The organism is Pseudomonas sp. NFACC13-1 (genome assembly GCF_900104425.1).
In the GTDB taxonomy this organism is placed as follows: Bacteria; Pseudomonadota; Gammaproteobacteria; order Pseudomonadales; family Pseudomonadaceae; genus Aquipseudomonas; species Aquipseudomonas fluorescens_AA.
Map to the genome: position 1 here is coordinate 1 of NZ_FMXV01000047.1, position 23,124 is coordinate 23,124.

Here is a 23,124-nt window from a genome sequence, read left to right on the forward strand (position 1 = left end):
CGGCGTTCGAAGGTGGTGCGCAGGCTTTCGTGACGGGCGACGATGCGGTCCAGGGCGCGTTGCAAGGCGTTGCGATCCAGGCTGCCGCGCAGGTGCAGGGCGGCGGGCATGTGATAGGCCACGCTGGCGGCGTGGTCCAGTTGATCGAGGAACCACAGGCGTTGCTGGGCCAGGGACAGCGGCAACGCCTGCTCGCGGGAGACCACGTCGATGGGCTGGACGCGGGAGTGCCCGGCCTGTTCCACCCGCTGGGCCAGTTCGCTCAACGAGCTCTGGGCGAAGAGGGTGCGCAGGTCGATCTCGACACCGAGGTCCTGGTGCAGGCGGGCCTGCAACTGCACGGTCAGCAGGGAATGGCCACCGAGTTCGAGGAAGCCGTCGTGACGGCCGACCTGATCCAGTTGCAGCAGGTCTTTCCAGATTTCGGCGAGGGCGATTTCAGTGGTGCCCTGGGGGGCCTCGTAGGTTTTGCTGGCCAGGGCTTCCAGGCCGGGGGCCGGCAGGGCGCGGCGGTCGAGCTTGCCGTTGGCGGTCAGGGGCAAGGCATCGAGGTGCACGAAGGCGCTGGGCACCATGTATTCGGGCAAGTGCTTGAGCAGGGTGCTGCGCAGTTGTTCGGCCGGGATCGGCTCGCCGCAGACATAGGCGACCAGGCGCTTGCTTTCCGACTGCCCGGGATGGTCTTCCCGGGCAATGACCACCACTTCACGAACACCCGGGCACAACGCCAGGGCCGCTTCGACTTCACCGATTTCGATGCGCAAACCACGGATCTTCACTTGGAAATCGTTGCGCCCCAGGTACTCCAGGGCACCGTTGGCGAGCCAGCGGCCGAGGTCGCCGGTCTTGTACAGGCGCGCGTTCGGCTCGCTGTTGAACGGGTCGGCGATGAAGCGCTCGGCGCTCAATTGCGGTTGGTTCAGGTAACCCCTGGCCACGCCGATACCACCAATGTGGATTTCCCCGGCGACACCCAGCGGTTGTGGTGCGCCACGGCCATCGAGCACGTACATCTGGATATTGGCGATCGGTCGGCCGATGGGCACGCTTTCGCCAGGGTCACTGGCGCGGCACTGCCAGGCCGTCACGTCGATGGCTGCTTCGGTCGGGCCATAGAGGTTATGCAGCTCGATCTCTGGCAACTGCCGTTCGAAACGCCGTTGCAGGCTGCGAGGCAGGGCTTCGCCGCTGCACAACACGCGTCGCAGGTCAGGGAAGGCCTGCCCGTCATGGTGTTCGAGGAACAGGTCGAGCATCGACGGCACGAAGTGCAACATCGTGACGCTGGCCTGGCGCATCAGCCGGGCCAGGTAGTCCGGTTCCTGATGGCCGCCCGGGCGCGCCATGACCAGTTCGGCCCCGGCCAGCAGTGGCAGGAAGAATTCCCAGACCGACACATCGAAACCGAACGGGGTCTTTTGCAGCACGCGGTTGGTGGCATCGACGCCGTATTCATCCCGGGCCCACAACAGTCGGTTGACCACGCCGAGGTGTTCATTCATCACCCCCTTGGGGGTGCCGGTGGAGCCGGAGGTGTAGAGCACATAGGCCAGGTGGGTGGGGCTCAGGCCGAGGACTTGCGGGTCCGGATTGTGTTCGGGTTGAGCGGCCAGTTGTGCGTGATCATCGAGGGCCAGCAGCGGGACACGCGAGGCTGGCAGCAGGCCTTGCAACGCCTGGCTGGTCAGTACGGCCCGAGGGCTGCTGTCGTCGAGCATGAATACCTGGCGTGCATTCGGCAGGTCCGGGTCGATGGGCACGTAGGCCGCCCCAGCCTTGAGAACCCCCAGTAGGGCGACGACCATGTCCGGTCCCCGTCTCAGGCTTACGGCCACTCGGTCATCGGGTTTCACGCCCAGCTCGATCAGGCGATGGGCCAACCGATTGGCCTGGCGGTTGAGTTGTTCATAACTGAGCAACGGCCCGGTATCGCCGCGCACGGCACAGGCGTGCGGACGCTGCCGGGCTTGCTGTTCGAACAGTTGGTGGATCAACACATCCTGCGGATAGTCGCGGGCGGTGGCGTTGAATTCGACTTGCACGCGTTGCCGCTCGGCGTGGCTCATGAGCGGGTACTGCCCCACGGGCGTTGCATGCTGCTCCAGCACCGCCTCGAGCATCGAGACGATGCGTTGTTGCAGGTGCCGGGCCTCTTCCAGGCTGAAGTAGGCGGTGTTGAAGTTGAAGTCCAGGTGGACGTCTTCGTACGGATGATAATCGCGCACGAAGATCGCCATGGGCGTCTGCTCATAGCCGTTGTCCATGGTGATGACCGTGGACGAGGTGCCGCCGAACTGATCGTCGCCGTCCAGGCTTTCGAACGACAGTGACACGTCGAACAGCTGTCGACGCCCGGTCTGTGCCAGGCGCAGGGTGCGGTTGAGCTCGGCGATGGGGAAGCGCTGATGGCGGTAGCAGCGGCGCAGTTGGCCGCCAGCGGTGTGCATCAGGTCCAGCAGCGAGGCGTCGAAGTCGACGGGCAGGCGGATCGGACTGACCGAGGAAAACATGCCTGCGGTTTCTTTCGCCCGGGCAGTGGTGCGGTTATGCACGGGCATGCCGATGACGATTTCGTCGACGCCCACGGTGCGGCAGAAATAGGTGGCGACCACGCTGATCAGCACATGGGCGACCGACAGGCTGCGTTCGCTGGAAAACTGCGTCAACGCGTTGTACAGCGCCCGGGGCAGCATCGCCTGGACCTGGGCACTGGGGGCCAGCTCATTGGCCTGGCCTGTCTTGAAATCGGCCCGGCGCTGCAGCAGCGACGGCGGCATCTGTGCGTAGGTTTCCTGCCAGAACTGGCGGTCGCGCTCATAGCGGGACGAGGCCAGGTAAGCCCGGTCATCTTCCAGGAACGACAGGTAGGAATGCCCTTGGGCGACTTCATCGTTGCCGGCCAGCAGGGCATTGTAGGCCGTCCCCACGGCATGGCCGATCAGGGCCACGCCAATGCCGTCGGTGACCAGGTGGTGGTAGCGGGCGAGCCAGTAATGGCGGTTCGGGCCGCAGCGGACCATGCGTGCCTCCCAGAGCCGGCCCGTCAATGATTCAAAGGGCTGGCGAAAGGCATTGCGCAGATAGTCCATAGCCAGGCCGGCCTCGGCGTCGGCCTCGGAGAACTCCACCACCTCCATGCTCACCTTGACCTCGGGCAGCACCCGCTGGCGGCCGGTGCCGCCTTCATGACTGAAGCTCAGGCGCAGGGTGTCGTGCCGGTTGGCGACCAGCTCGATGGCTTTCTCGAACAATGCAATGTCGATCCGGCCCTTGATCTCCAGGGACATGCCGATGTTGTAGTAGGGCAGGTCCGGGTGTGCGAGCTGATCCAGCCAGATGCCCTGCTGGACGGAGGCCAGCTCGTGGGACACGGAGTCTTGGGTAGGCAACATATCGGTCGACGAATCCATTTCGGAGCACCTGCTTGCAGAATCGATTGAGGTTTTTCTCCGTTCGAATGGCAGTGGTGAAGGCCTGGACGACTGCCAGTCGGCGGAATCAATAGCCGTGGAGAAGGACATCGGGGGCGGTGCAAAGCGCTGGGTGCGACGGGGCGGCGAGGGCTGCGTTGCGAGCCGTCGAGGGTCCCGTCCTGCCGTTCGGCTGCGCCTGATATCCCTTCACAAAGTGAGAAAAAATTAGAGCATCCGCCTTGGGATGTCTGTCATGGGAAGCAGGGACAACGGCGCGGAACGTGGCTTTGCGGCGCTTGGGCGTGGTCGCGCGAGTCTGTTATACCAACGGCCCTGAGTGTGCTTGCGAGGGTCGAACATGCCATTAACCGCCGAATCGGACCGCCCAGCGACGAAGTTCTGGAGCTTGTCCCGCTTTCCCAATCACCCACAGGCAGGCGCGGTCGACGTGATCGATGCGCTGGCGATTTCCAAAGAGGAATTCACCCGCCGCTACGTCAATCGCAACCGTCCCTGCCTGGTCAGGAATGCGGTACGGCATTGGCCGGCTTTCCAGAAATGGCAACGCCTGGATTACCTCAAGGCGCACTCGCGCAACAGTGCGGTGGTGGTGCGCTCGCAGATCGTTTCCGAGGTCATCGGTTGGTCCAACCCGGAGGTCAAGGCCGAGCTGACCGAGTATGCCAACACGGTCTATCGGGAAATGCCGTTCCACCAGTTTCTCGACGACCTGAACGTGGGTGATTCGCCGTTGGTGGCCGACAGTTGCCGGTTCTCCGAAGGCTCGGCCATCGAGCCGATGAAGGAGGATGTCGGCGGGTTGCCGTTCATGCCGCAGTTGGGCAAGTCCCGGCACTACCCGCCCCATCGCAGTTTCCTGTACCGCAATTCCTATACCGATTGGCACTTCCATGTCGTCGATGAAACGTTCATGGCCCAGGTCGTCGGTGCCAAGGAAGTGTTGCTGTTACCGCCGGATGAAGCCAGCTGGCGGGCCTTGCGCCCGGTGATCGAAGAGGCGGGCTACCTGTACGACATCGACACCGGGCGTTTCCCTGGCACTCGAGCGTTGCGGGCGCTGCGCACGGTGGTGGAGCCGGGGGATGCGCTGTACATCCCGGTCTACTGGTGGCACGCCGTGCAATCGATGGACGATGAATTCGGTGCGACCGTCGCGGCGACGTTCCCGACGCCCTTGCACGTCAGCGGCAACATCAGCTCGCCCATCGCCAGGCGGGTGTTGCGGACCTATCTGTTTTCCCGTTTTGCGCCGTTGATATTGGGCGCGGTGCTTTATTCCATGGCCTATCGGCTGCTGGACAAGTTGCTCGGTGTGGTCACGCCTCGCGATGTGCGCCCATGAGCGTGGGGAGCGGCCGCCGGGGTTTTGACCTGGGGCGCGGTTTCTATTTCCTCTGGTGCGGCGAGTCGCTGGCGGTGGTGGGCACGGCGCTGATGGAATTCGCCCTGGGTGTCTGGGTGTACAACCATACCGGTTCGGCGGTGGCCTTCGCCAACGTGGTACTGGCGGCGACATTGCCGGCGGTGTTGTTCTTGCCCTTGGCGGGTGGGCTGGCCGACCGGATCAGCCATCGGGTGATCATTGTCTGTTGCGATGTGACCCTGGCGGTGCTGCTCCTCGGAGTCATGGCGCTGCTCTGGTTCGAACGCCTGGAGCCGTTGCATCTGTACATTTTCAATTGCCTGGCGTCGATTGTCGGCGCCTTTCGCAAACCGGCCTATCAGGCCGCTGTCAGTACGATTGTCGCCCCTGACAAGTTCACCCGGGCCTCGGGGTTGATCAGTATCAGCAAGAACGCGTCGGCCCTGGTGGCGCCGTTGTTGGCGGGGGCGATCATGGCCAGTGCCGGGTTGGTGACGATCCTGGCGGTGGACCTGATGACCTTCTGCTCCGGCACCTTGCTGGTGATCAAGGCGTTCTCCCATGTGCGAGGGGCGCCGGGTCGTCAGGACGGCGGGCCCAAAGGCACGGTGTTTGGCGGGGCGCTGGGGAATGTCGCCGCGGCGCTGAAGTTCTTCGTCGCCGAGCGGCTGATGGCCGGGCTGCTGGTCTACACCATGATGCGCACGGCGCTGTTGTCACTGGCCACCTTGATGATGACGCCATTGCTGCTGTCGACCCTGGGCAGCCAGGCCTTGGGCATGGCCTACACCTGGGCGGCCCTGGGCGGGCTGGCGGGCGCGGGGCTGCTGATCTCGATGGGCAATCCACGCCGGTTGATGGCGCTGGTGGCCGTGGCCGACCTGTTGTTGGCCGGTTGTGTCGTTGCCTTGGGGCTGGTCTCGCAGACCTTCGCCTACTGCGCACTGGCTTTTGTCGCGATCACCATGGCGAGCATCGCCGATGCCAGCGTGAACTCGCTGTGGATGCGCAGGATTCCCGCCGGCAGCCGTGCCAGTGTGTTTGCGTTGATCAGCATGTTGACCATCGCCACCACCAGCCTGGCGGTGATCGTCGGCGGTTTCCTGGTGGACCACTGGTTCCAGCCAGCGCTGATGCCCGGCGGTCTTTACGCCGACTCGATCGGACGCTGGCTGGGCGTGGGGCCGGGGCGTGGCGTGGGGTTGCTGTTCGTGGTGGCCGGCGGGTTGTTCGCGCTCCTGCCGTTGAGCGTCTTGCTGTATGGGCCGATGCGTCGACTGGACGAGCCCCCGGCGCCGGTGGCGGTCGTGCGGATGACCGAAAACCCCCAGGCCGAGCCCCTGTAATGCCGGTCGGCCCCGGTGTACCTGATTCCCGTGACAGACAGGCCAAGCCCGTTGGGTCAACCTTGGCAGGCTCTCCTGCCGCGCCCCTTTCACCCGGCGGACGGGACTATCTGGCATCGCCAACCTCAATAAAAGGAGTACCTATGCGCCCGTCGTTTTATGATCCCAGCCGTTTTCCGCAACTGAAGAACCTGGCCGACAATTGGGAAGTGATCCGCGAGGAATTTCTGGCCCTCGATGCGCCAACCCTGACGATCAACCGCGTCGGCAAGCAAATCGCCGAGATCGTCGAGGAGATCGACGCTCACATGGCGGCTGGGGGAGAGTATGGCTGGCTCTGGGGATGGGGTGACGACATGGATATCATGCCGGAGTGGACCCAATACGGCCTGGTGGCCTACGACACCCCGATTCCCTACGCCCGCGACGCCATGCCCGGGACCATCGAGCTGCTGAGCAAGATTCCCGGCATCAAGCTTTGCGCCTTGTTGCGCATGGAACCCAACGTGTTCCTCGGTACGCATTCGCATACCGGCACCTGGGAAGAAGGTCTGCTGCATATGCAATTGACCATCGATGCGCCTACCACACAGAACTATGCCTACCTTAATGTCAATGGCAGCTTCAACCAGAGCACCAACGGGAACCTGGTGATTTTCGATGGATCCCTGGATCACTTTGCGGTCAATGCGTCCAGGGCTCACCGTACTGTGCTGTACCTTGAGTTTCATCGTGAGAAGCACATGGTGGCCTGAGGTGGATCCCCGTCACCGGGAAGTCTGTGGGCACAGAAGACCCCATGTGGGAGCCGAGCTTGCTCGCGATGACGGCGGTACATTCAATCCCGATGCAAGCTGAGCCACCGCTATCGCGAGCAAGCTCGCTCCCACAGTGGATTGTGGGTGGCTGCTGAATCTGTGGGCCCCCAAGACCCCATGAGGGTGGCTGCTGAATCTGAAGGGCCCCAAGACCTCGTGTGGGAGCGAGCTTGCTCGCGATGACGGCGGCGCAGTCAATCCCGATGCAAGCTGGCCCACCGCTATCGCGAGCAAGCTCAGCTCCCACAAAGGATTGTGGGGGGATGCTGAGTTTGTGGGTTCCCAAGAATCCATGTGGGCGGGCGCTGAATCGAAGACCCATGTGGGAGCCGAGCAAGCCCAGCTCCCAGGGGTTTTGCACTGCGCCCTATCCGGTGAGTCAGACCACCGTCGATTCGAGGGTCGATTCCAGGAAGTGGAAGGCGGTGTGTTTCGAGCGATGGGTCGACTCGAAGAACGCCAGATGGCTGCCATTACGCTCCACATGCAGCAAGGCGTCACTGATGGACTCGGCAATGTGCTTGGAACCACCGATGTGGGTGGTTTCATCGGCGTCGCCGGCGACGACCAGGGTGGGCGCCGTGATCTGCTCCAGCCGCGACTTCAACTCAGTCTTGTTCAGCGCATCGTTGAGTCGCGCATAGCGATAGAACAGCTCTTCGTTGACATAGGGGTATAGCGCCGCATGGGCGATGGAGTCCGGAATGGTCGCCAGGGTCGCCTGGTCCAGGAACAACGCCTGCAGGTCGCTGGCTTCGTTGCGGTCCACGGCGGCCGATTCCATCAGCCACTCGAAGTTCTGCTGGTGGGTGGTGCGCAGGCTGTCGTCGCCCAGGTTGTAATCGCCGTGCCACAGGCTCAGGGAATTGACCCGGTCGGTGTGGATGGCCGCCGCGCTGAGGGCGATCACCGCGCCACCGCAGATACCCATCAAGTGCGCGCTTTGCAGGCCGTAGTGGTTCATCACATTGATCAGGTCGCCCACCTGGGCATCGGTGTCCACGGACAACTGATCGAACGAGGTGCAGGAACCGAACAGCCCGCGGGTTTCCCAGGTGACCACGAAGAACCTTTCGCTCAGTGCATTGAACCAGTCGCGACACAAGTCGAACGGCATGCCGCAGGGCAGGGCGAGGACGATGGCCGGGCGGTTTCGATCGGTGCTGGCGTGCACCGACAGCGCCACGTTGTCGCGGGTAATCAGGTGCAGTGTCTCGACCTCGGGCACGGCACCGCTGAAATCGAAGTGTCTGACCAGGCGCCCGAAGTCCTTGGCACTGTCGACATCGTCGAAGTGGTCATAGGCAAACTCGAGCGCCTGGCAGATTTTCTTGCTGATGAACATCTCGAAAGACGACAGCTGCGCCTCGCCGTCATGCACGTACTGCACGGCTTTGACGCCGATCCTGGCGAACGCGGCGCTGACCGCGCGCTCCGTGGCTCTCACGCTGGAGGAAGCCTGGTCGGGCGCCCCGTCACTGCCCTGGGCCAAAAAGCTCAGGCAGATAGGATCGGGCAAATGGATGGCAAGGTGCCTAAGCATCCTTACGGTCTCACACAGGCGCGTCGCTGCGTCGGTGGAAGTAGTCATGGATTGGGGACTCCTGTCAGGCACGTTGCGCATGCCAACTGTCATATGGCATTGAAAAGATCAGACGGCTTCGAACTTCTTGCCTCGGGTCGTGTGGGTGACAAGGCGATTGTATGCAGGGGTCGTCTCACCGATGACCTGCACCGCGCCGTACTTTTCAAGGCTGATACGTCCACCGTATTCCTCGATGTGGTCGGAGTCCGGATAGATCTTTACGAACGACGGTACATAACGCGAGGCGAAGCCCATGCGCATGTCCTGGGACTCGCCGCTGTGGGGATAGGAGGCGTGCATCAGGGTCGACCAGAAAATGATGAACTGGCCGGCTTTCATCTGCATGGGCACGGCGGAGGCTTCGTCGGGCTTCCAGTTTTCGTCGATCTGCAACTGGCGATAGTCGTAGCCGAAGAAACCGCGCCGCACACCATCCTTGACCACCGAGCTGTTGTTGGCATCGGGATCGTAGGCCATGCGCTTGGTTTCGTCGTAGTTCATGCTGTTCTGGGTGCCGGGAATGAACTGCAGGCAACCGTTGGCGATGTTGGCGTCGGTGAAGGCGGTCCAGACGGTGATGGTGCCGCCGAAGTCTTCGTTTTCCGGCCAGAGAATCTGGGGCTTGCCCGAGGCGTTGGCGAAGGTGTCGGCCTGGTGCCAGTCGGTGCCTTCGTCGCCCGGGTATTTAGGGAAGAACTCAGTGCGCCAGCACAACACGTCCGGGCCGAGGATGCTCTCGACGCGGTCGCAGATCTGCGGACGGCAGATGTGGCTGGCGAGAAATTCGTCGTCCAGGTGGCGATCGTAGTTGGCAATGTTGGTGCCGCCGGAGATCGCATCCAGGTCCTGGTAGGCCGCGGCGCTGCGGTCGAGCAGGCGCAGGCGGGTGCGCTTCCAGGTTTCTTTCATTTCTTCTGGCGAATAGGCGTCGAACGGTCCGATGAAGCCGTTCTTTTCAAAGGACGCACGTTCTTCCGGGGTCAGGGCGAATTTTTTGCTCATGAGCTTTTCCTTTTCGATCAATGGGCTTGAACAAGGGAGCGCTGGATACAGCCGGCCAACACTTTGGCGGTCGCGCCATCTGCCAGCACACCTGGGTCGAGGTTGACTCGGTAATGGGCCTTGAGCGTGCTCAACGAGCGGATCAGGGCCAGGGAGGTGCCGCCGAAGTCGAAGAAATCATCGTTCAGGCCGATGTTCTTCAGGCCGAGGTCGTCCGACCAGACCTTGAGCACGAACTGCTCCTGTTCGGTGAGGTCCGGTTCGCTGGTGTGGTCCACGGTCGAGGTGGTGGAGTCGGGCGAGGGCAGGCGGCCCTTGTCGATCTTGCCGTGGTCGGTGACCGGCAACGCGGCCAGTGGGATGTAGGCCGAGGGGCGCATGTAGTCCGGCAGGTTCGCGGCCACCTGTGCGGCCACTTCGCTGCGCACCTGTTCGGTCCAGGCCGCCACGCCATGGGTCGGCACCACGTAGGTGACCAGGCGCCAGTCGCCATCGCCGTAATCATGACCGGCCACGTGGGCGGCGGCTACGGCGGGGCTGGCTTGCAGGCATGCCTCGACTTCGCCCGGCTCGATGCGGAAGCCGCGGATCTTCAGTTGTTCATCGCAACGACCGGCGTAGCGGTACTCGCCATCGTCTCCCAGCACCAGCAGGTCGCCGGTGCGATAGGCACGGCTCGAAGTGCCTGGTAGCTGGACGAAGCGCTCGGCGTTCAGGGCGGGACGATTCAGGTAGCCCAGGGCGACCCCGGCGCCTTCGATGTACAGCTCACCGGCGTTGCCTTGGGACACCGGTTGTTGATCGGCGTCGAGCAGGTGCAGGCGCCAGCCGTCCAGCGGCGCACCGATGGACACCATGGCGGCGCTTTCCAGGTCCTGGCCACGCACGCGTTTGAAGGTGGTGTGGACGGTGGCTTCGGTGATGCCGTACATGTTGATCAAGGCCGGCTTCTGATCGCCATGGCGCTCAACCCACGGCCGCAGGACGGTGGCGGGCAGCGCCTCGCCGCCGAACACCACATAGCGCAGGGCCAGTGGCGCATTGGCAGAGCGGTCCGCCTCATCCAGGCCGCGGAACGCCGATGGCGTCTGGCTCAGGACCGTCACGCCCTGGTCGGCCAGCCATTGACGCGTGCCACTTGGCGAGCGCGAAACATCGTAGGGCACCACGGCGACGTGGCCGCCGTGGGCGAGGGCGCCCCAGATTTCCCACACCGAAAAGTCGAAACCGATGGAGTGGAACATCGACCAGACGTCGTTTTCGGTGAAGGCGAACGAACGTTGGGTACTTTCCAACAGGCGGCTGACGTTACCGTGCGCCACCAATACGCCCTTGGGCTCACCGGTGGACCCGGAGGTGTAGATGACATAGGCCGCGGCCTCGTCGGGGTTGCGTCGGTCGTTGGCGGGCGGCGCTTGCAAGGCCGGGCCGGCCAGCAGCTCGGCCAGGGACAGGACACGTACGGACACGCTCGGCGGCAAGTCGGCGAGTTCACCGATCATCAGGCCCAGGCCGCTGTCGCGCACGATGTGTTCGACACGTTTACCGGGGTACTGCGGGTCGACCGGGACGTAGGCGCCGCCGGCCTTGAGGATACCCAGCAGGCTGATGACCAGGTCGACGCCACGTGGCAGGCACATCCCCACCAGCATGCCGTCCTGGACGCCTTCCTGGCGAAGCCTGGCCGCCAGCTGCGACGAAACCGTGTCGAGTTGTGCGTAGCTCAATGAGCGAGAGGCGTCTGAAACCGCGGTTCGCTCAGGGAATTCACGGGCCCGGGCGACGAATGTTTCATGCAGGAATGCACCGGGCGTGAGGGGGGCTGGCGCGGGGTTGACCGATCCGCCAGTGTTCTTAATCGGCATGACTAACGCTCCTGTTAAATGCCAGGCACAGCGTGTTTGCGTGTCGCAAACCGATGTGCTCGAGACGTCACTGCGACCCACGGCATCGTTTGCGGTACCTGTGCAATTCGCAGCTGACGCATTTCAGCACCGACTTCGTGCCGGCGTCTGTCGCGGGAAATGGGGACAAGAATCAGCCGCACCGCAAACGGCCCGGGCAACCTCCCTGACCCCCTCTGTCCCGGTTTGCGGTGCCAGACATCACCCCGGATCAGTGTTTTTATCCTTGCCCGATGGTGGGGCGCATTGGTCCGGCCCTGCGACGTGGATCCGACGATCCGTGATTCAGGAGTTATTCATGAGTCTTCAAACTGACGCATCGCCCGTCATGCCCGCTGACGGGATCGCGGATTCGCTTGTCTGGCCAGGTCAGGGGGCCGGCGAATCGGTCAGACTGTCATTGCTCGCCGACGATTTGAGTTTGCCGGTGGTGATCGAACCGATCGAACCGGGGCTGGATCCTTCGCTGTGGGCCAATACCCATCGCGAGGCCATCGAGGCGTTGCTGTGTCGCCACGGCGCGGTGCTGTTTCGTGGCTTTGACCTCGGCTCGGTGCCGGCCTTCGAGGCGTTCGCCGAAGCCTTGTCGCCCGGGTTGCACGGCAGCTACGGCGACTTGCCGAAGAAGGAGGGCGGACGCAACGTCTACCGCTCCACGCCATATCCCGAGCGCGAGATGATCCTGTATCACAACGAGAGCTCGCACCTGGAAAGCTGGCCGCGCAAGCAATGGTTCTATTGCGAGCAGCCGTCACGGGTTGGCGGTGCGACGCCGCTGGCCGACATCCGCCAAGTGCTGCAAAGCCTGCCGCCACAGGTGGTGGCTCGATTCGAACAAAAAGGCCTGATGTACAGCCGCACCTTTACCGCTGGCGTCGAGCCGAGCTGGGCATCGTTCTTCGGTACCAGCGACCGCGCGGCCGTCGAACAGCGATGCCGGGAGCAGGGCACCGATTTCGAATGGCTCGACGACGAAACCCTGCAGGTGCGCACCCTCTGTCCAGCGGTTATCCAACATCCGGTGACCGGGGAGCGGGCTTTTTTCAACCAGGTACAGCTGCACCATCCGTTCTGTCTCGGCGAGGAAATGCGCGAAGACCTGCTTGATATGTTCGGCGCCGATCGTCTGCCGCGTATGGTCAGTTATGGCGATGGAACGCCGATTGAAGACGACGTCATGGCGTTGCTCGGCGAGGCCTATGAGGCCTGTGCGGTCAGGTTCGCCTGGCGCAAGGGCGATGTGGTGATGCTCGACAACATGTTGGCCGCCCACGCTCGCGACCCTTATGAGGAACCACGCCTCATCGTTGTGGCGATGGGCGAAATGACCGCCCGGGGCGACGTATGGCGACCGGCGTGAGCCCTTTCGCGACTCCATTGAAGGATAGCAACCCATGAAAGAAGAGAAGAAAGCGAAGAAGCCCAAGGCGGGCTCGGTCATGCGCCTGTTGTGGCGTAACCATCCCTGGCTGACGCTCTTTACGTTGGTTTGCGGTGTCATCAGCGGGGTGGCGTCCATCGCGGTGGTGAGTGTGATCAACGACGCCATCCACAATGACGGCTCGCGCCTGCAGGCGCTGTATTGGTTTATCGGCCTCAGTGCCACGGCGCTGATTCTGCGCAACGGGGCGGCGCTGTTCCCGGCCTACGCCAGCATGCGGATCATGACGCGCTTGCGCATTGCGCTGTGTCGCAAGATTCTCGCCACGCCACTGGAAGAAGTGGACCGGCGCGGCCCGCCCAATGTGCTGACGATGTTGACCAACGACATCCCGCAGTTGAACACGACGCTGATCGTCATGCCCACGGTGCTGGTAGAAACGACGGTCTTCCTGTTCGGTATCGCCTACCTGGCGTACCTGTCGTGGGTGGTCCTGGCCTTGACGGTTTCGCTGATGATCCTGGGCGTGGGCTTGTACCTGTTCTTCTTCGCCAGCGGCGTGAGGTCCACCAATCGGGTTCGGGACGAGTTCACCGCGTTCAACGAATACACCCATGCCCTGGTGTTCGGCCTCAAGGAGCTGAAACTCAACGGCATCCGTCGCCGCTGGTTCGGCCGCTCCGCCATCGAGGCGTCTTCGACCCGGGTGGCGCGCTACAACTTCGTCGAGCGCCTGTGGTACACCGCCGCCGATAACGTGGGCCAGTTCACCCTGTCGTTGCTGATCGGTTGCCTGCTGTTCGCCGCGCCGCTGGTCAGCACGGTCGATCCCAAGGTGATGACTGCCAGTGTGCTGGCGGTGCTCTACATCATGGGGCCGCTGTCGCTGTTGGTGGGGGCGATGCCGGTGCTGGCGGCGGGCAAGGTCGCCTGTACCCGGCTCGCGGAATTCGGTTTCTCGATCAATGATCCGCATCCTGAACCCGTTGCGGTCGAAACACCAAAGGTGCATCTGCTCGAGCACAAGAAGACCTGGGACAGCATCGAGTTGAAGGGCGTGCGGATGCATTATCAGGACCCGCAGGCTGGAAGCGGTTTCTCCCTGGGCCCCATCGACCTGATGGTACAGGCGGGTGAATTGATCTACATCGTTGGCGGCAACGGTTGCGGCAAGAGCACCCTGGCCAAGGTGTTATGCGGGCTCTACATCCCGCAGAGCGGCGAGGTGCTGCTTGACGGCGTGGCGATCACCGACGAGAGCCGCAGTGAATACCGTGATCTGTTTTCCGCGGTGTTCTCGGATTTTCATCTGTTCAATCGCCTCATTGGCCCCGACGAAGAGGATGGCAGCCCGGACCTGGCGAGCAAATACCTGGAAACCCTCGGGTTGGCCGACAAGATCAAGATCGAAGGGCTCGGTTATTCGACCCTCAAGGCGTTGTCCTACGGCCAGCAGAAACGCCTGGCCCTGGTATGTGCCTACATGGAGGACCGACCGGTGTACGTGCTCGACGAATGGGCGGCCGACCAGGACCCGCCGTTCAAGAAGTTCTTCTACGAAGAACTGCTGCCCGATCTCAAGCGGCGCGGCAAGACGGTGCTGATCATTACCCATGACGACCAGTACTTCCAGCTGGCCGACCGGATCATCAAGCTGGCGGACGGGCACATCGTCTCCGATATCAACTGCGCCATTCGCGACAAGCGCGCCTGAATGGCTGTTCTGACTGCACCGTCCGGCTGGCGATGTTGTCGCGACAACATCCCCGCCAACCCGTGAAAGACGCCTGACATCAACCCGCCCGACAGCAGTGGACCTCCTGCCGGGTGGCCCTGGCTGTCTGCGCGGATCCGCATCATCAACTCCAGGCGTGCCCTGCTGCGTTTGTCCCGGGCAGCACTGACAAATATCTGAGAAGGAACGTATGACATTTTTCTTTGCTGTGGGCGTTGTTATCGCAATGGGCCTTTCGGCCAGCCGTCATCCAGAGCCTGTCGGCGTGCAAGTGACAGGAGGCCGCGTATGAACCAGCCCCTGGAACTTGCTGCGACCTATCCGCTGACGGCTTCCCAGCGGGATATCTGGCTGGACCAGATGACCAAGGGCGATTCGCCCTTGTACACCGTGGGTGGCTACGTTCATATCCAGGGTACCGTCGATCCTGAACGTATCCAGCGGGCAGTCGAACTGTTGGTCCGCAAGCACGATGCCTTGCGCACGGTCCTGCATTGCGACGTCGGTGGCGACGGCGTGCCCATGCAGACCTTGGTCGAGTCGCTGGAGGTGCGGGTACCGCTGATCGACCTCTCAACTCGCCCCGAGCCGCAGATTGCGGCCCAGACCTGGGTGCAACAGGGGCTGGAAGTGGCATTTGAGCTCGATAAGGGGCCGCTGTTCCGCTTCTACCTGGTCAAGCTCAATGACGCTTCGTTCTATTTCGTCGTCAACTTGCACCACATTATCCAGGACGGCTGGGGCATCAACCTGATGCTCGCTTCCCTCAGTGACCTGTACAACGCGCTGGAGGAAAACCGCGAGCCTGACCTGTCGGCACCGTCCTATGCCGGGTTCATCGAGGATGATGCCCGTTACCACGACTCGGACCGTTTCCAGCGGGACCAGGCCTACTGGCTCGACAAATACCGGGATGTGCCGGATCCATTGTTCACCGCCCGTTACCGTGATCGCTACGCCGCGCCCGTGGTGCCCAGCGCCCATGCCATGACGCCGTTCCCACAGGCGCTGAACGAGCGGATCGACGCCCTGGCGCTGACCCATCAGGTTTCGCGTTTCCCGGTGCTGCTGGCGACGTTGTACGTGTACTTTGTCCGTACGACCCAGCGCGACGAGCTGGTGGTGGGCCTGCCGATCCTCAATCGCTCCAATCCGACCTTCAAGCAAACCGTGGGGTTGTTCACCCAGGTCAGTGCCATGCGCTTGAGATTCGCCGATGATCTATCGTTCGGCGAGCTGATCCAAGAGGTGGCGCGCGCGCTCAAGCAGGACTATCGCTACCAGCGGTTTCCTTTAAGCGACATTCACCGCTCCCTGGAGCTGCGCCGTGACAATCGTGCCCAGCTGTTCGATGTGTCGTTCTCCTACGAGGAAGAGAACTATCTATACCGGTTCGGCGACGCCACGGCCTATTCGGTGAAGAGTTCCAACGGCCAGGAACAGATGCCCCTGGCGATCCATTTCCGGACCAACCCCAACCAGAAAAATGCCTGGGTGCACTGGATCTACAACCAGGCGTTCCTGCAGGCCGATGAAATCGAGGCAATGGCCGAACGCTTCGTCCATGTGCTGGAGCAGGGACTGGGTGACGATACGTTGCCGATCCAGGACTTTGTCCTGCCGACACCGGCTGAAGCCCGCTTGCTCCGGGCCTGGAACGCGAGCGATGCGCAGCGGTATGAGCACGACCGCACGATCCATGGCCTGTTCGAAGCCCGGGCCGCCGCGCAGCCTGGCGCGGTGGCGGTGGTTCATGAAGGCCGGACTCTGACCTACGGCGAGCTGAATACCCGGGCGAACCAGGTCGCCCATCGGCTGCTGGCCCTGGGTGTATTTCCGGATGACCGGGTGGCCATCTGCGTCGAACGCGGCCTGGACATGATCGTTGGCTTGTTGGGTATCCTGAAGTCCGGCGCTGGCTATGTGCCGCTCGACCCGGCCTATCCCCTGGACCGCCTGGCCTTCATGCTCGAGGACAGCTCGCCGGTGGCGTTGCTGACCCAAGCGGCGCTGCAAGCCCAGGTGCCTGCGCCGGCTGTCCCGGTGCTGCTGCTCGATCAGCCGGAAGCCGCAGGTTTTACCGAGCAGCCACGGCATGATCCGAATATCGGCACCCTGGCATCCCATCACCTGGCCTACGTGATCTACACCTCGGGCTCGACCGGCTTGCCCAAAGGGGTGATGGTCGAGCACCGCAACGTCGCGCGGCTGTTCTCGGCCACGCACCCTTGGTTCGATTTCGGCCCGCAGGATGTCTGGGCGCTGTTCCATTCCTTCGCCTTCGACTTCTCGGTCTGGGAAATCTGGGGCGCACTGACCCACGGCGGTCGTCTGCTGGTGGTGCCGCAGCTGGTCAGCCGTTCGCCGCAGGACTGCTATGCGTTGTTGTGCGAGGCCGGTGTCACGGTGTTGAACCAGACACCGAGCGCGTTCCGCCAGTTGATCGCGGCCCAGGGTGGAAGTGACCTGAACCACAGCTTGCGCCAGGTGATCTTCGGTGGCGAGGCCTTGGAAACCGGCATCCTCAAACCGTGGTATGCCCGGGCAGTCAATGCCGGTACGCAATTGGTGAACATGTACGGCATCACCGAAACCACGGTGCATGTGACGTATCGTTCGTTGCAAGCGGCCGATGCCCAGTTGATTGGTGTCAGCCCGATAGGTAAGCGCATTCCCGATTTGCGCCTGTACCTGCTGGACAAGTACGGCAAGCCGGTGCCCAAGGGGGTGGAGGGCGAGTTGTACGTAGGGGGCGCCGGTGTGGCGCGAGGCTACCTGAACCGGCCGGAGCTCAACGCAACGCGGTTCCTGCCCGATCCGTTCGACACCGGTGCGAACGCGCGGATGTACCGTACCGGCGACCTCGGTCGCTGGTTGCACAACGGCGAACTGCAGTACCTTGGGCGCAACGATGAGCAGGTGAAAATTCGCGGCTTCCGTATCGAGCTGGGTGAAGTCGAAGCGAGGCTGACGGCCTGCGCAAAAGTGCGCGACGCCGTGGTGATCGCCCGGGAAGACGAGCCGGGGGACAAGCGACTGGTGGCCTATGTGCTTGCCGAAGACGGCGCCTGCGTGTCTGCGGGCGAGTTGCGCAGCGAGCTGCTGGGCTCGCTGGCGGACTACATGGTGCCGAGCGCCTTCGTGATGCTCGAAGCCTTCCCGCTGACCACCAACGGCAAGCTCGACCGCAAGGCGCTGCCGGCTCCCGATTCGCAGGCATTTGCCCGACGCAGCTATGAAGCGCCGGTGGGCCAGGTGGAAATCACCCTGGCCGCTTTGTGGGCCGAGCTGCTTGGGGTCGAGCAGGTGGGTCGTCACGACCGTTTCTTCGAACTGGGCGGCCACTCGCTGCTGGCGGTCAAGCTGATCGAACGCATGCGCCAGCTGGACCTGAACGCTGACGTGGGCGTGCTGTTCGGCCAGCCGACGCTGGAGACCCTGGCCGCTGCCACGAGTACCCGCGGCGCAGTGGTGGTGCCGGAGAATCGGATTCCCCGCGACGTCGAGCGCATTACCCCGGACATGCTGCCCCTGGCGACCCTGACCCAGGACGAAATCGATCGCATTGTCGCAACCGTGCCGGGCGGCGCGGACAATGTGCAGGATATCTACGGCCTGGTGCCGTTGCAGGAGGGCATTCTCTATCACCACCTGGCGACCCGCGAAGGCGATCCATACCTGTTGCAGGCCCTGCTGCGCTTCGGTAACCGCCAGCAGTTGGACGCGTTCGCGCAAGCCTTGCAGGCGGTCATCGCACGGCACGACATCCTGCGCACCTCGGTGGCGTGGGAAGGGCTCGGCGAACCGGTACAGGTGGTTTGGCGCGAGGCGCGCCTGAGGGTCGAAGAGCTGGTCATGGACCCGGCCGAAGGCGATATCGCCGGCCAGTTGCAGGTCCGCTTCGATCCTCGTCACACCCGCTTCGATCTGCGCCAGGCGCCGATGATGCGTATTCACTTCGCCGAAGATGTCGCCAGCGGCAGCTGGGTGGCGGTACTGCTGTTCCATCACCTGATCGATGACGCGACCTCCCTTGGCATGCTGGGCAAGGAAATCGACGCGTACCTGCAAGGTCGTGCGACGGAGCTGCCGGCGTCGGTGCCTTACCGCAACTATGTGGCTCAGGTCCGCCTGGACAATCATTCCGAGCAACATGAGGCGTTCTTCAGCGAGATGCTCGGCGACGTGGACGAGCCGACGCTGCCGTTCGGCCTGCAGGATGTGCAGGGCGACGGCAGCGGCATCGAAGAGGCGACGCTGTCGCTGGAGGTCGGGCTGGCCCGGCGTCTGCGTGCCCAGGCCCGGCGCCTGGGGGTGAGCACCGCCAGCCTGCACCACTTGGCCTGGGGCCAGGTGGTGGGGCGCTTGTCCAGCCGTCAGGACGTGGTGTTCGGCACCGTATTGATGGGCCGGTTGCACAGCGGACAGGAGGCCGGACATGCCTTGGGCATGTTCGTCAACACCTTGCCGTTGCGGGTCGAGGCGGGGGACCAGGGGGTGCTGGCCGCGTTGCAGGCGACCCATGGCCGCCTGGCGGCGCTGCTGGGTCACGAACATGCGCCGTTGTCGTTGGCGCAGCGGTGCAGTGGCGTTGCGGCGCCGGCGCCGCTGTTCAGTGCGCTGATGAACTATCGGCAGACCGCCGTGGCGGCACAGGCGAGCGAGGATGCGGGCCAGGCAAGAGTCTGGGCCGGTGCGCAAATTCTCGGCGGCGAAGAACGGACCAACTACCCGCTGTCGCTGTCGGTGGATGACCTCGGTGATTCGTTTGGACTGACCGTGCAAGCCGTGGCCGGGATCGGTGCGCAACGGGTTTGCGGCTACGTGCACACCGTGCTCGAAGCATTGGCCGATGCCCTCGACCAGGATGGCAACATCCCACTGCACACGTTGGCCTTTGTTCCCGTCAGCGAACGCCAGCGATTGCTGCACGATTTCAACGCCTTCGATGCGGTGTACCCGTCGGGGCTACTGGTCCATCAGCTGTTCGAGGCCCATGCCGAAGCTCGGCCTGAGGCCGTTGCGCTGACGTATCAGGGGCAGCGCCTGAGCTACGGCGAGCTGAATCGGCTGTCCAATCAGATCGCCCATCGTTTGATCGAGTGGGGTATCCGTGCCGACGACCGGGTGGCGATCTGCGTGGAACGCGGCCTGGAAATGGTGGCGGGCCTGGTGGGTATCCTCAAGGCCGGGGCCGGTTATGTGCCGCTCGATCCTGCTTACCCGGCCGAGCGCCTGGGCTACATGCTGGAGGACAGCGCACCGAAGGTGCTGCTGACCCAGCGCAGCCTGCAGGAACGCTTCCCAGCGGCGGGCGTGCCGGCCTTGCTGCTCGACGGTGAGGACCGTGAAGTCGCCGGCATCGACCGGCAGCCGTTCACCAACCCGGACGCACAGGTGAGCGGCCTGAACCCCGACAGCCTGGCGTATGTCATCTACACCTCCGGCTCCACCGGCCAGCCCAAGGGCGTGGCGATGGCGCACCGCCCCCTGGTCAACCTGATGCAGTGGCAGATCGACCAAGCCGCGCAGCAGGGGCGCGCCGCTGCGCGTACCTTGCAGTTTGCCGCACTCGGCTTCGACGTGGCGTTCCAGGAAGTCTTCAGCACCTTGTGTGCCGGCGGGGAGCTGTCGCTGATCCATGCCGACATCCGCCTGAATTTCCACCGCCTGTTCGAACACATCTGCCAACAGCGCATCGAACGCCTGTACCTGCCGTGCATCGCCCTGCAAGCCCTGGCCGAAGCGGTCGCCGGCGAGCGTGAAGGCACTCGGCTGACCTGCGACTTGAAAGATGTCATCACCGCCGGCGAACAATTGCGCATCACCCCACAGATCCGTGCATTGTTCGAGCGCCTTGATGGCTGTCGCCTGCATAACCACTATGGGCCGACCGAGTCCCACGTCACCACCGCCCTGACGCTGCCGGACGATGTCGCCGCCTGGCCGACGCTGCCGGCCATCGGGCAGCCGGTGGCCAACACCCGTATCCATTTGCTGGACGCACAGCAGCAACCGGTTCCGGTCGGTGTAGCCGGCGAGATCCACATCGGCGGCATCTGTGTTGCCCGTGGCTACCTGAACCGCGATGACTTGACCGCCGAGCGCTTCGTCCGCGATCCGTTCGCGGCCGATGAACAGGCGCGCCTGTACAAGACCGGTGACCTGGGCCGCTACTTGCCCGATGGTCATATCGAGTACCTGGGACGCAACGACGACCAGATCAAGATCCGTGGTTTCCGTGTCGAGCTGGGTGAGATCGAGTCCCGGCTCTGCCAGCACGGCGAAGTAAAGGAGGCGGTTGTCGTCGCCCGTGAAGACCAACCCGGCGAGAAACGCCTGGTGGCCTACATCACCGCCCAGGTGGCGGATGCGGCGCCGGAGGCCGATGCACTGCGTGCGCACTTGCAGGCGCTGCTGCCGGACTACATGGTTCCGGCGGCCTACGTGCGCCTGGACAAACTGCCCTTGTCGCCCAACGGCAAACTCGACCGCCGCGCGCTGCCGGCCCCGGAAGCGGACGCCTTCGCCAGCCGTGCATATGAAGCGCCACTGGGCGAGGTGGAGACCACACTGGCGGGGTTGTGGGCTGATGTGCTCGGTGTCGGGCAGGTGGGGCGACACGATCATTTCTTCGAACTGGGCGGGCATTCGCTGCTGGCGGTAAAACTGATCGAACTGATGCGCAAGGCTGGGCTGAGCGCCGATGTGCGGGTGCTGTTCGGTCAGCCTACCTTGGCCGCCCTGGCGGCGGCAGTGGGCGGTCGTACCGAGGTGAGTGTGCCGGCCAACGGTATTGCTACGGGGTGCGAACGGATCACTCCGTCGATGCTGCCACTGGTGAGGCTGGACCAGGAAACCCTCGACCGGATCGTGGACACGGTGCCGGGCGGCGCGGGCAATGTGCAGGATATCTATCCGCTGGCGCCGTTGCAGGAAGGCATTCTCTATCACCACATCGCTGCCGAAGAAGGCGACCCCTACCTGCTGCAAGCCACCTTCGCCATGGACAGCCGTGCTCGACTCGATGGCTTCGTCGCGGCTTTGCAGGCGGTGATCGACCGGCACGATATCCTCAGGACCGCGCTGCTGCACGAAGGCCTCGAGGCGCCATTGCAGGTGGTTCTGCGCCAGAGCCGGTTGACGCTCGAAGAGCAGGCCCTCGACCCGGCCAGGGGCGATATCGCGGCGCAGTTGCGAGGGATGTTCGACCCTCGCCATTGCCGACTGGACCTCGACAAGGCGCCATTGATGCGCCTGGCCTGCGCCTGGGACAGTGTGCACCAGCGCTGGGTCGCGGTGCTGCTGTTTCACCATATCGCCCTGGACCATACCGCCCTGGACGTGATGCAGGAGGAAATGCTGGCGTTCCTCAATGGCGAGGGCGACCGCCTGGAAGCGGCCATGCCTTACCGTAATTACGTGGCGCAAACACTGTTGGGCGTGCCGCGTGAGCAACATGAGCGCTTTTTCCGCGACATGCTCGCTGATGTCGACGAGCCGACGCTGCCGTTCGGCCTGCGGGAGGTCCAGGGGGATGGCCGGGGTATCGAAGAGGTCAAGCTGAACCTCGATCCGGATCTTTGCCGGCGTCTGCGGCAGCAGGCGCGCCAACTGGGCGTGAGCGCGGCAGCCTTGCATCACCTGGCGTGGGCAAGGGTACTGGGGCGCGTGTCCGGCCGCGAGGATGTGGTCTTCGGCACTGTACTGCTGGGGCGCATGCAGAGCGGCGAGGGCGCGGATCGCGCCCTGGGCATGTTCATCAATACCCTGCCGTTGCGGGTGAACGTGGGCGGGCAGGACGTGCGTGCCGGGATCAAGGCGACCCACGCCCGCCTGACGGCCCTGTTGGGCCACGAACACGCCTCGCTGGCATTGGCCCAGCGTTGCAGTGGCGTGCCGGCTTCGCTGCCGCTGTTCAGTGCGTTGCTGAACTACCGGCACAGCCCGCTCCAGGACGGCGACAGTGTCGACCGCTGGGCGGGTACGCAGGTGTTGGAGGTCATGGAACGGACCAACTATCCGTGCATGTTGTCGGTGGACGATCAGGGCGAAGGCTTCCTGCTGAGCGTGCAAACGGCCGGCGGGGTTGATGCCCGTCAGGTCGGTGCCTACATGCAGACGGCCCTGGCGAGCCTGGTGGATGCATTGGAGCGTGCGCCGGGATCCGCGATCAACGATCTGGAAATCCTGTCTGAACACGAGCGCTGGCAGGTGTTGCAGGGCTTCAACGGCACCGCCGCTCATTTCCCTCTCGAGCAGACCATTCACGGACTGTTCGAGGATCAGGTGGCGCGTACGCCTGAGGCTGCTGCGGTGCTGCATGGCGAGCAACGCCTGAGCTATCGCGAGCTGAACGAGCAGGCCAACCGGCTGGCGCATTACCTGCGCGGGCAGGGCGTGCGGCCGGACTCGCGGGTGGCGATCTGTGTCGAGCGTGGTCTCGACATGGTCGTTGGGTTGCTGGCGATCTTGAAGGCGGGTGGCGGTTATGTGCCGCTGGATCCGGCCTATCCGGCGGATCGGATTGCCTACATGCTGGCGGATAGCGCTCCG

10 protein-coding genes are annotated in these 23,124 nt (G+C 63.6%); 6 read left to right on the forward strand and 4 right to left on the reverse strand.

Annotated elements, in window-relative coordinates; translation table 11 throughout:
- Positions 1 to 3,410, reverse strand: a 3,410-nt coding sequence (locus BLQ55_RS30310; RefSeq protein WP_143011808.1) for a non-ribosomal peptide synthetase, incomplete at its 3' end; no start/stop codon positions are given.
- Between the two features lie 361 nt (positions 3,411 to 3,771).
- Between BLQ55_RS30310 and BLQ55_RS30315 the strand changes: the two genes are divergently transcribed.
- From BLQ55_RS30315 to BLQ55_RS30325, 3 genes are all read left to right on the forward strand, one after another.
- On the forward strand, positions 3,772 to 4,776 hold the full coding sequence (locus BLQ55_RS30315) for a cupin-like domain-containing protein (RefSeq protein WP_092259331.1): 1,005 nt from the start codon (positions 3,772 to 3,774) through the stop codon (positions 4,774 to 4,776).
- The gene (locus tag BLQ55_RS30320; protein ID WP_092259334.1) at positions 4,773 to 6,143 is read left to right on the forward strand and encodes an MFS transporter; all 1,371 of its coding nucleotides are present in this window, start codon (positions 4,773 to 4,775) and stop codon (positions 6,141 to 6,143) included. The genes BLQ55_RS30315 and BLQ55_RS30320 overlap by 4 nt, the downstream gene beginning before the upstream one ends.
- 143 nt (positions 6,144 to 6,286) lie before the next feature.
- Positions 6,287 to 6,898 carry an aspartyl/asparaginyl beta-hydroxylase domain-containing protein gene (locus BLQ55_RS30325; RefSeq protein ID WP_060742635.1) on the forward strand — a complete coding sequence of 204 codons (612 nt, stop codon included), beginning with the start codon at positions 6,287 to 6,289 and terminating at the stop codon, positions 6,896 to 6,898.
- 442 nt (positions 6,899 to 7,340) lie between these two features.
- On the opposite strand, the gene syrC is transcribed toward BLQ55_RS30325, so the two are convergent.
- From syrC to syrB1, 3 genes are read right to left on the reverse strand one after another with little or no spacing between them, the layout of a single operon-like run.
- Positions 7,341 to 8,552, reverse strand: a complete 1,212-nt coding sequence (syrC, locus tag BLQ55_RS30330) for a syringomycin E biosynthesis aminoacyltransferase SyrC (protein WP_092259337.1) — start codon at positions 8,550 to 8,552, stop codon at positions 7,341 to 7,343.
- Positions 8,553 to 8,612: 60 nt separating this feature from the next.
- Complete coding sequence (gene syrB2, locus BLQ55_RS30335; RefSeq protein ID WP_072412274.1) at positions 8,613 to 9,548, reverse strand: syringomycin E biosynthesis L-threonyl-[L-threonyl-carrier protein] 4-chlorinase SyrB2; 936 nt, start codon at positions 9,546 to 9,548, stop codon at positions 8,613 to 8,615.
- Positions 9,549 to 9,565: 17 nt separating this feature from the next.
- A complete protein-coding gene (gene syrB1, locus BLQ55_RS30340; protein WP_092259340.1) occupies positions 9,566 to 11,413 on the reverse strand; it encodes a syringomycin E biosynthesis L-threonine--[L-threonyl-carrier protein] ligase SyrB1 in 1,848 nt (615 codons plus the stop codon).
- A 337-nt stretch (positions 11,414 to 11,750) separates the two neighbouring features.
- Between syrB1 and BLQ55_RS30345 the strand changes: the two genes are divergently transcribed.
- From BLQ55_RS30345 to BLQ55_RS30355, 3 genes are all read left to right on the forward strand, one after another.
- Positions 11,751 to 12,812 carry a TauD/TfdA family dioxygenase gene (locus BLQ55_RS30345; RefSeq protein WP_092259343.1) on the forward strand — a complete coding sequence of 354 codons (1,062 nt, stop codon included), beginning with the start codon at positions 11,751 to 11,753 and terminating at the stop codon, positions 12,810 to 12,812.
- Positions 12,813 to 12,846: 34 nt separating this feature from the next.
- The gene (locus BLQ55_RS30350; protein WP_092259346.1) at positions 12,847 to 14,547 is read left to right on the forward strand and encodes a cyclic peptide export ABC transporter; all 1,701 of its coding nucleotides are present in this window, start codon (positions 12,847 to 12,849) and stop codon (positions 14,545 to 14,547) included.
- A 309-nt stretch (positions 14,548 to 14,856) separates the two neighbouring features.
- Positions 14,857 to 23,124, forward strand: an 8,268-nt coding sequence (locus BLQ55_RS30355; protein WP_143011810.1) for an amino acid adenylation domain-containing protein, incomplete at its 3' end; no start/stop codon positions are given.